The organism is Candidatus Obscuribacterales bacterium, from assembly GCA_036703605.1.
Classification (GTDB): domain Bacteria; phylum Cyanobacteriota; class Cyanobacteriia; order RECH01; family RECH01; genus RECH01.
The window spans coordinates 1-9,757 of the sequence record DATNRH010000231.1; the positions used below are offsets into that span (position 1 = coordinate 1).

A 9,757-nucleotide genomic window follows, 5' to 3' on the forward strand; every position below is an offset into this window, starting at 1 on the left:
AAGCTTGCCACATCTATCATCTTGAGCTTGCCCCTGCATAGCATTCCCGGAAGACAACGATATCCCTCCTGGATGTCTGCACGCTCATCCCATGGAGATGCCCCTTGGCTATTGTTTTAGATCTTGGCAACCACCGTTATGTTGAAACATATTCAGGCTGTATTTCGACCATCGCATAGGTCTAAGCATCCTAAAACCCAAACAGCGATCGCTTCCCTTGCCCTAGATTGGATCCTGCCCCAACAGCTTGCCGTTGGCCCACTCCCCACTCCCCAGAATTATTCAAGCCTTCATCACGCAGGCATTCAGTCTGTGGTGTCGCTCTGCGCCCCCTCTGAAGGGATGATTCCCGCAGATATCCCCCAGCAGTTTGACCATGCTCGCTTCATTCTTCCCGATAGCAGCTATATCTTTGGTCTCGATCCACGCCAACTGCGCCAGATCGTTCACCATATCCACACTCGCATTCAGCGCGGCCAGGCCGTCTACGTGCATTGCCTAGCCGGAGTGGAGCGATCGCCCACCGTCTGCGCTAGCTATCTCTGCCTCCACCAAGGATTAGATCTATGGGAAGCCGTAGCTGTGGTCACCCGCCAGCATCCCATCGCCATGCTGACTGAGGCCCAGTTTCGCGCCATCCGCACCCTTGTGCAAAACGAACTTGCTCAGCCCTCCGTCAGCTCTAGTCTCTAACAGCCCCAGTCTCTGACCTCACGTTAAAGGATTTGGGCAGCGAGAATGTCATCCCTGGAGAGTACCGTCTTCGCCCTCATGCTCTACCACAAACACATTGGAGTAGAGGTTGGCGATTACCTGCTGCCCTTCCTGGGTCAGAGAGAGGTATCCCAAGGAGTCTTTGATATAGGGGTAGACCACAGACCAATAGAACTTCGGATAGCTACGCCGTAGATTGCCCGGCGTCTTGTAGCCCATGCGTTCATTAAACCCCATTTCTTCAAACTCGTAGAACAGGGCGCTCACTTTTTTGAGATAGCGCGGATCGCTAAGTTGCCCAATTAAATCCGCTGCTCTGACCAAGCCGGGATAATTTTTCGTATCGGCATGATCGCCGTCTTCCGGCACTGGAAACCGCGTCAGTTCAATATTGGACTTAATCACCTCAGCATCGATGAGACGATTGCCGCTGAAGCGCTCTGCCACAAATAGTTTCCCCCGATCGACATGGTAGGGAGCCAAGCTAGCATCGGTGGCACCGGGCGGAATTTCTACCAGTTCGGTACCCAGGCCAGTGGCATAGAAACCGTTATGATCATTGCGACACACCCCTTTGACATAGCCAATATCGTGGCAGAGCAGCGAAATAATGAAGTGCATCCAGTCTTCACAGGATACCCCTCCTTCGCGGATATGCCGGCCGCGCAATATTTCTTGCCCCACCAGGGTAACCAGCAGGGTGTGTTCAACGTTGTGGTAGAGGGCGTCGCTGTTGGCAATATTTTCCAGCGCCATCCGCCCCGACCAACTGATGATGTTGGCGTAGTCGGGTTTTAGACCACCATAGTTTTGTTCATAACCCTGATGTAACTCTTGTACAAAGGCATTGATCAGAGTAGTCGTAGGATTAAACATCTTCAATAGTCAAGACAGGAGTAATCATGTGGCTGTCGGCAATTCATGCTGCCCAAATCTGCACTGGTAACGTTCAGGATGATACCCAGCGCATTATTTAGGGCAAACAGCACCAACCTGACTAGGCCTCATATGGTCATAAATTGACGACTGGAACATCTATGGGTGTCCAGCAAACTGTATCCAGTAAGTGTTCAGCGACCCATACATTCAGACTCACTATGTCCAGCAACCAGAATACCGCTCAAGCTCATCCTGTGATGAAGGGGCGAGCCCACCCATAGAGGAGTCTTGAGCTCGTCATCATCTGAGTCATGCACCCTTTTGCCCAAGCGATCGCTCCCTGCCCTGCTCTAGTCGGTAGCCGCAATCAGGAATGGTCTTGCTCAGGCTTCCAGTGTAACCATTGAGACTCTGGGCGTAAACTTACTACGGATCGCATTGGATACCAAGGTTGAATCTAGTACAAATGTTGAGCGAAATCTGAGCCCTGAGGTATCTCTACAGAGCTAAGGTCTTAAATCAGCAATCCCTTAATATCCATTATGAAAGGGAGAAGCTTTGGTTGGCTCTCTATCTCAACCTTTCTTGAGCAATCCAGGTATTGGTGACAGGCGATACAAGCTGCCTTGCCTCTACCCTCAAGCTAGCTACACTAGAAACGGATCTTCATGAGATGACATTGTCTATGACTACGGTTGCAGATGGGCCGAATCAAGAGCAAAGCTCACAACTATTTCGGATTTCACCGCTCATTCGGCTAACACTCCTCAGCTTTTATAGTGCCCTGACCCTTCCTCTACCCATCTTGGCAATCGCCACTCAAGCTCCCATTTCTCCTTGGGTTTTCATCGTGGGCCTGGTGCTAGGCGCGATCGCCCTTTACGCAGCCCTGAGTGAGCGGGTTGTCATTACGCCCACCACCATTCAGGTTACCTATCCTCGCTGGGTGCCAAGCTTGTTTCGCCGGGGTTGGTCGCTCAACTGGAGCAGCATTCAAGCCCTGAAGCCGCGCACCACGGGGCAGGGTGGTCTCGTGTATTACTTTGTCACCGCCGAACGCGATCGCGCTTATCTGCTACCCATGCGCGTGGCGGGCTTTGCCGAACTGGTGCGCCAGGTTGAAGCCTACACCAACCTTGACACCAGCGACGTGCGCCCTCTGTCCCAGCCTTGGATGTATTTAATCCTACTGAGCCTTACCTTACTCTTGTTCCTCGTCGATGGTTGGGCGATGGCCACTGCCCTCACCGGATCTACTACCGGATTCTGATGACACGGCCCAACTACTGGCCACAGCAGCGATCGATACCCAAGCTATCTAACAGCAAATCGCTCATGGCATTGGCTACAGCAAACTCACCGTAGAAGCTATTGGAGAAGTCAAACGCCTGCATCTCGGTGAGCACAGCAATCAACAGGGAACCCACATCATTTTCCCCTTCCATCCGATGGCGCACAAACACCTGAGCAGCCCGAGCCGCAATCTCTTCATTGGCGGGCTCTGGCAAAAATTCTTGGTCAAGCCATTGGTGTAACGCTTGCTGCAGCCAAATGCCTTCCTGTTGAGGATTGTCAGCCGGCGGTAGGGTAATTGCTGGAATTGATTCAGCCATACAAGATCTCAATCTCAACATCAACATATCAAACAGTGTGCTGCGATCGCATCCTTCATGGGCAATCCCGGCGATCGCTCTCAGCAGATGTTTTAGCCCCACGCCGAGGTTTGAATGGTCGTATGATGTGTTCAGTCCTTGGCGATCGCATCTGGGATGCTCTGGAAACCGCGGCTACCTAGGATGATTAACCAACTGGTGATCAACTAATCGTGATCAACCCGGTCTATCATCCGCATAGGAGCATGGTAGAGAGCAACGTGCCTAGGGGTGATCGGCAGCATTGGAGATCTTTCATCATCCGTGAGGCTCAGACGCGCTTGATTAGTTCTTCCCAGTATGACATCCCCACCTTGATTCACGGCTATGCCCAAGGCTATTTTTTAATGGCAGATGAAGAGGGTAACAACCTCAACTGGTATGCCAGTCGTCAGCGCACCCTCATCCCCCTCGACGATCGCTTTCATTATCCCAAGTCGCTCCGGCGGGTCTTGAATCAAAATTGCTTTTCCTTGGCCATCAACCGGGCCTTTCAAGAGGTTGTCGATGGCTGTGCCGATCGCGACCAAACTTGGATCTCCGCAGAACTCAAGGAGATTTACCAGCAGCTCCACGAAGCGGGCTGGGCCCACAGCATTGAAACCTGGCGAGACGATGAGCTGGCGGGCGGCATTTTAGGCATTGTGATTGGCGGTGCCTTTATTGGCGAGTCGATGTTCTACCGCATTCCTGATGGCTCCAAGGTGGCGATGGTGAAGCTGGTCGAACGGCTGCGATCGCGGCGGTTCCTGCTCTTCGATGCCCAGATGATGAATCCTCACCTAGCGCGGTTTGGAGCCCATACCATCACCGATAGTGACTACCGAAAGCTCCTGCGCCGCGCCATTGCCCAAGAGCGATCGCTGCTCTAGCAGCCAGCCACGTTAACGATTGGGCGGTTCGCTAGACGGTGGCTTGTGGGTGCCGCCATTCGGGTGCTCTGGTCCGGGAGACATCAGCTCAGCCATGCCTTCGGTCATAGCCTTCGGATCCATAAAGAGAATCTTAGCGTTGTTGCTTTGACCTAGACGATAGTTAGTTTCCATGTACTTTTGAGCTACTAGGTATTGCAGCACCGCCTGGGGATTCGTTTGCTCCTTCAACGCATCGGAAATGAGCCGAATCGACTCAACCGTACCCTGAGCTTCTTCAATGGCCGCTCGCTTCTTCCCTTCCGCTTCAGCGATCGCTGCCCGTTTTTTACTTTGGGACGCCCGCTCTAGCTCTAGAGACTCCCGCACCCGCTCGGGAATGGTGATGTTCTGAACTTCCACCCGTAATACCTTCACGCCCCATGGTGCCGTCGCTTCATCAAGCTGATAGAGCAACCGTTGATTTAAGCGCCCTCGGGATGAATAGGTTTCTTCTAGCTCCATCAAGCCGATATCCGATCGCAAGGTGGTCGTCACCAGATCAGCCAACGCTTTCTCAATGTCCTCCACCGCATAATAGGTCTGCGGCAGTTCCAAAATTCGCCAATACACCACCGCGTCAACGCCTAGGGCAATGTTGTCTTTGGTGATTGCTTCCTGGGGCGGAATATCGAGCACCTGCTCGCGAGTCGTGTCTTCCCACACCACCTTATCTAAGCCCGGCACGATGAAGTTCAGCCCCGGCGTCAGCTTACGATGGAAGCGCCCCAGCCGCTCTACCAAGGCCTCATTGCCCTGATTAATAATTTTGACCGAGCCCACCATATACCCAACAACGGCAAGCACCAATGCGGCAAGGACAGTAATCTCAGGAGCCATAGGATAGACTGCGGTAAAAGGATGTGGGCAAGGGAAGCAAGGGTGTGGTCACAGATGGCGATCGCCAGCAGGACATAGATTCAACCGTAAGGACTACATGCTAGGGCCAGCGTGACTCATCCATCATCTAGGTTTAGCTCTCTCTCTAGCCAGCTAGCGTTAACTAGGCGCATTCTAGCATTCCCCTCCCACAAGGACTCAGGCAAGCTCCATCACCGCTCTGCCCCGTTGGACGAGAGACGGGAGGGCGGCAGCGGCACATAGGTCGGCACCACAATCAAGGTATTATTCTGGCGGCCCACCACTAAGACAATTTGCCCAGGAGCGATCGCCCCATAGTCTAAATGACAGCAGGCTTTCCAGAGGGCACCGTTATACCAAACATGCCCATGGCCCTGAACCGGGATTTCTTCATGCACCGTCGCCTCGACGGGCAGCCGCAGCACATCCGACTCCCGAGGAATAAATCCCTGCATGAGAATGGTAAAGGCAACGGAAAGAATAATCCACACCACAATCTGCAGGCTGTAACTCAAGGCCGGATGGACAGAGGCGATCGCCGTAATCAGCGCCGCAAGCCCCAGGGACAGCATCACCGGTTCTCCCACAAAGCAGCCTAAGGCTAGGGTGGCTAAACCACTCAGTAGCCATAGACCCTGATTTGACAGCAACTGTTCAAAAAAATCAAGGCTATCCACAGGTCGTCCCCCATCGAATGGCACGATGAAATCGCGGCAATCTCACTTGCAATAGATTCGGGGGAAGCAGTCAAATGCCAAAGCATCTGAGCTTTTGTAACGTTCTAATACACTGCACCCCGAAGGCTCCAACAGACCGAGGGCGATCGCCTCCCCATCTAGACACTTGACGCATCTAGCTATCCTGAGTCACTCCCTGGATGATTCGCCAATCAACCGACTATTGAGATTTAACCGAGTGGGAGCAGCTTCTACTTGAGGTCACACGTTTGTGGCGTATTCATCATGATGGGAGCAGCTCTTACTTGAGGTCACACGGTTGTGGCGTATTCATCATCCATGATTACTCTCCTAGGTAATCACTCCTCTAGACATAGATACACAAGCTCTATGCCCCCTATCGAGTACGTCGTAACTATTTAAAACTATTTAAACAAGCCGGAAAACCTGGTAAGTTGGCAGCCGTGATGGGCAGATCGTTCACACGTCTAAATCGGCTGTATAACCAGTGTAGCGATCGCCTCTCGGTTTCTTCATCCGTACCCAAAAATGTTTACGGATCGAGTCTATGGGCGCGATCGCCCCCCAAACCACCGACGGCGCTGACGATGCTGGCTAAAGAATCGATGCCCAGCCACCAATAGTTGCCCACCGGGTAAAATCAGCATCACCAACGGCAGTTTATCTAACAAGCAGCGTCCTGAACGGCACATCACCTGGGAAGATTGGGATGACTTACTCAGAGTAGAAGCCACCAATTGCTCTAGCGGTGCTGCCTTTTGCATCCAAGTGGGCAAGTCCTCTGGCAGTTCTTGATTGAGCCGAAGCTTTAAGGTGTCTGACGAAAAAGACTGAACGTAGGCGGCATCCAAAAAGGGTGCATAGAGATCCGCTTCCGGGGTGAGCTGCTTAATAAACGCTAGGCTAAATCCTCGCAGTAAATGCCGCAGCGGTTCCGTGTCTTGCTGAGCGCGTTCTCGCACAAAAATATTTTGAGTCAGGGCATAGTTGAGGTTGCTTGGATCGCCCACACTCAAATGGGTACCGCCAATCACCGACAGCAAATACTTCTCAGATTGCAAGTAGGTAAAGGGCAACAACTGCTGGCTAATTGCGGGGGTAATCGGGTCATCCGTGCCTACTAAAATCATCGTGGGCACGGTGATCTGAGCCAAACTTGCTTCGTCAAACATCCGCCCCATCACCGGATTCATGGCCATCACCGCCGCCACCCGTTCATCTCGAAAATTAAGCTGCTGATCTGGCAGATCGGCAGCGCTACACTGCAGCCAATCGGAGGGCGCAAAGCCAAGAATTGTAGGATCGTTACAAAACTGCCGCAGGTGCTCTAAGTTCAGGGGAGCGCCGGCCAAGGTTAAGGCCGTATAGCCACCCAAGGAATGGCCAATCACCACAACTTGGCTAGTGTTGACCCTATCTCGCAAAATGCTGGAGTAGCGGTTGAGCCGCGTCAGTTCATCCAGCACAAAGGTGACGTCTTTGGGGCGATCGACAAACTCGGTAGCGGGGAGCAAGTCTCCGGGCTTATTGTCTCGCTCAAATTGTCCTAGCGCTAGGTCATTCAGCCAATTGACGCTACTGCCAGGATGCTCGACAGAGGCCACCGTTAGCCCATGGGATGCGAGATGATTAGCCAGGTAGTTGAAGAAGCGGCGATCGGCTCCAAAGCCATGGGAGAGAACCACAAGGGGTCCACTAGAGCGATCGCTCCAGTATAAATCAACGGGAATCGTGCGGTTGCGTTCGCGATCGCGCAGGTTCAGGGTCTGACGGCGAACGGGACGGTAGCCTGATTCTGTAGGATCGAAGGCTCCATGAAAGGGTACCGTTTCTGCCGTTAATTCTCGCTCTAGGGTGGAGCGGAGAGACTGGCTTTGCCAATAGGGCAGGCTCATCTGGGAGGCCATGGCAATCGCGGCCTGGAGATCCAGGGTGACGGTTTCCTCGGGAAAGCTTTTGAGAATGCCCAACAGACTCAGCCCCTTAGAGGTTTGGGCGGCCGTCGTCAGGGTTTGCTGCAACTGCTCAGGGGTGCTGTCTACAACAATCACCTCCAACATCGAGAGCAGGCGATCGCCCGCTGAGGAGTTGAGCAAGTCTTGGACTAAGACTTCCCCTACTGCCGGATCCACCTGTAGGTAGCCATTGAGGGTTTGGCGTACATCATCGCCCATGAAGGCAGAGTACAGATGCAGGGAGGGGGGCACCGTTCCCGTTTGGGCAAAAGTTTCTAGGTCAGCGATCGCCACCGACTGCCGCAAAGGGCCCAAGCGCACCGCCACCTGCTCAGCAGCGATCGCCGATCCACCATTCCACATCACTGCCGCACCCAACAAGCAGCCCCAGCCATAGCGCAGTCTACAGCGCAATTGACGAGACCAAGAGGGCGAACATGGGGAGCTCGCAGGCTTCACCAATGTATCCCCTACCGGCAGGGGTACTGCTCCCGAGAGCAAGCGATGATCATCACGAATGAAGGGTGGCGTGTTCACGGACGTTTCACGGAGTTAAAACCAACAATTGGGGGCGATCGCGGGCTTTAGACCTATCCTTCGCTACACAATAGGTCTGCTTGCCCTGTCGATCACCCTACCAACAGAAGCGACCCCCATCACCCTTCCTCCGGGTGATTTGTGGAAGAATGCTGGAGCGATCGCCCACGACTGGCAGGACATAGCTTTCCCATAGGTATGATAGTCAAAACCTTGCAGCCATAAGGTTGCAGGCGTACCGATTGACTCCTAAATCCGCTTCAAAACATGATCCATGGCAAAACAAGACGGCTGGAGTCTATCCAGAATCTGTTTAGAGGCATCGAGTAACGTTTTATGTACCTTGAGCCACGGCAAGGATAGACAACAGAACCCTTTTTCTCAGGGTTGATGGCGCATCCTGAGCGCCCCGCTCTTCACTTAATATACCCATTTAAGAGCAGCCACGATCCAGGTAGGAAACAGGACAATCCAGTCTTTCTACCGACGACAATCATCCAGGAAGGGTTGAACACCCAATCCCTAGACGGCACTCCACCTCACGCAGATATCCCAAGCTCAACGAGCCCTTTTGATGTCTAGAAGCGATCGCATAACGCATTCAAGCTTGACGAGACGGTGCATTACGGCTTTTCCTAACGGCACTCTACTGCAAGGATTAAGAATGCCTGCTGCCAGACGGAATTACTCCGCCGAGCCAGCTAAGCAGCGAATGGCTTCCAACATACCTCGCGCCTTGTTTAGGGTTTCTTGATACTCCCGTTCAGGCACCGAGTCGGCCACCAGACCCGCGCCAGCCTGCACGCTGACGGTATGGTGACCATCTGCTTGACGGCGCACCACCATGGTACGAATGGCGATCGCTGTATTGAGCTGTCCTTCAAAGTCGTAATAGCCATAGGCACCGGAGTAGGGCCCCCGGCGATCGGGTTCGAGGTCGTGAATAATCTCCATGGCGCGAATTTTAGGCGCACCGCTGACAGTTCCCGCCGGGAAACAAGCCTTGAGCAAATCCCAAGCCGTCTTGCTAGGCGACAGCACACCAACCACGTTACTAACAATATGCATCACGTGGGAGTAGCGCTCCACCAGCATCAGCTCATCCACCGTAACGCTGCCATTCACGCAAACTCGCCCCAAATCATTGCGCCCCAAGTCTACCAGCATGACGTGTTCCGCCACCTCTTTGGGATCCTGGAGTAAGTCCGTAGCCAGATCCCGATCCTCTGCCACCGTCTTCCCCCTGGGTCGAGTGCCGGCAATGGGCCGCAGGGTGGCGATCGCCTCCGCCGATTCTGCAGAGCGCTCGGCTTTGACCATCACCTCTGGACTAGAGCCAATAATTTGCCAATCACCAAACTGGAAGTAGGCCATGTAGGGCGATGGATTAATCAAGCGCAGGGAACGGTATAGGGCAAAGGGATCACCGGTGTATTGGGCCGTCAGCCGTTGGGAGATCACGACTTGGAAAATATCGCCATCACGAATGTGGGCCTTGGCCGTTTCCACATTGCGGCAATAGTGCTCCGGCTCGGTGTTGCTGGTGTAGT

9 protein-coding genes are annotated in these 9,757 nt (G+C 53.4%); 3 read left to right on the top strand and 6 right to left on the bottom strand.

The genetic code is table 11. The features are described 5' to 3' along the window. Positions 1–138 precede the first annotated feature (138 nt). Positions 139–693 (top strand): dual specificity protein phosphatase, encoded by a 555-nt coding sequence (locus V6D20_04895; GenBank protein HEY9815126.1) that lies wholly within the window; start codon positions 139–141, stop codon positions 691–693. Between the two features lie 48 nt (positions 694–741). Here V6D20_04895 and V6D20_04900 read toward each other — a convergent pair whose 3' ends face one another. Next, positions 742–1,590, bottom strand: coding sequence for an Npun_R2479 family HD domain-containing metalloprotein (locus tag V6D20_04900; protein ID HEY9815127.1), 849 nt, complete (start codon positions 1,588–1,590; stop codon positions 742–744). A 688-nt stretch (positions 1,591–2,278) separates the two neighbouring features. On the opposite strand from V6D20_04900, the gene V6D20_04905 reads away from it, so the two are divergent. Continuing rightward, positions 2,279–2,863, top strand: coding sequence for a hypothetical protein (locus V6D20_04905; protein HEY9815128.1), 585 nt, complete (start codon positions 2,279–2,281; stop codon positions 2,861–2,863). Positions 2,864–2,876: 13 nt separating this feature from the next. Here V6D20_04905 and V6D20_04910 read toward each other — a convergent pair whose 3' ends face one another. Next, positions 2,877–3,206: a hypothetical protein gene (locus V6D20_04910; GenBank protein ID HEY9815129.1), complete on the bottom strand. Its 330-nt coding sequence runs from the start codon at positions 3,204–3,206 to the stop codon at positions 2,877–2,879. 320 nt (positions 3,207–3,526) lie between these two features. Between V6D20_04910 and aat the strand changes: the two genes are divergently transcribed. Further along, positions 3,527–4,117, top strand: coding sequence for a leucyl/phenylalanyl-tRNA--protein transferase (aat, locus tag V6D20_04915; GenBank protein ID HEY9815130.1), 591 nt, complete (start codon positions 3,527–3,529; stop codon positions 4,115–4,117). A 12-nt stretch (positions 4,118–4,129) separates the two neighbouring features. Here the strand turns inward: aat and V6D20_04920 are convergent, their stop codons facing one another. From V6D20_04920 to V6D20_04935, 4 genes are all read right to left on the bottom strand, one after another. Continuing rightward, positions 4,130–4,996 (bottom strand): stomatin-like protein, encoded by an 867-nt coding sequence (locus V6D20_04920; GenBank protein ID HEY9815131.1) that lies wholly within the window; start codon positions 4,994–4,996, stop codon positions 4,130–4,132. Between the two features lie 212 nt (positions 4,997–5,208). Beyond that, positions 5,209–5,694, bottom strand: coding sequence for an NfeD family protein (locus V6D20_04925; protein HEY9815132.1), 486 nt, complete (start codon positions 5,692–5,694; stop codon positions 5,209–5,211). A 566-nt stretch (positions 5,695–6,260) separates the two neighbouring features. Further along, positions 6,261–8,207, bottom strand: coding sequence for an alpha/beta hydrolase (locus V6D20_04930; protein ID HEY9815133.1), 1,947 nt, complete (start codon positions 8,205–8,207; stop codon positions 6,261–6,263). Positions 8,208–8,891: 684 nt separating this feature from the next. Further along, positions 8,892–9,757 (bottom strand): anthranilate synthase component I family protein (locus tag V6D20_04935; protein ID HEY9815134.1); only part of this gene is annotated, 866 nt, incomplete at its 5' end.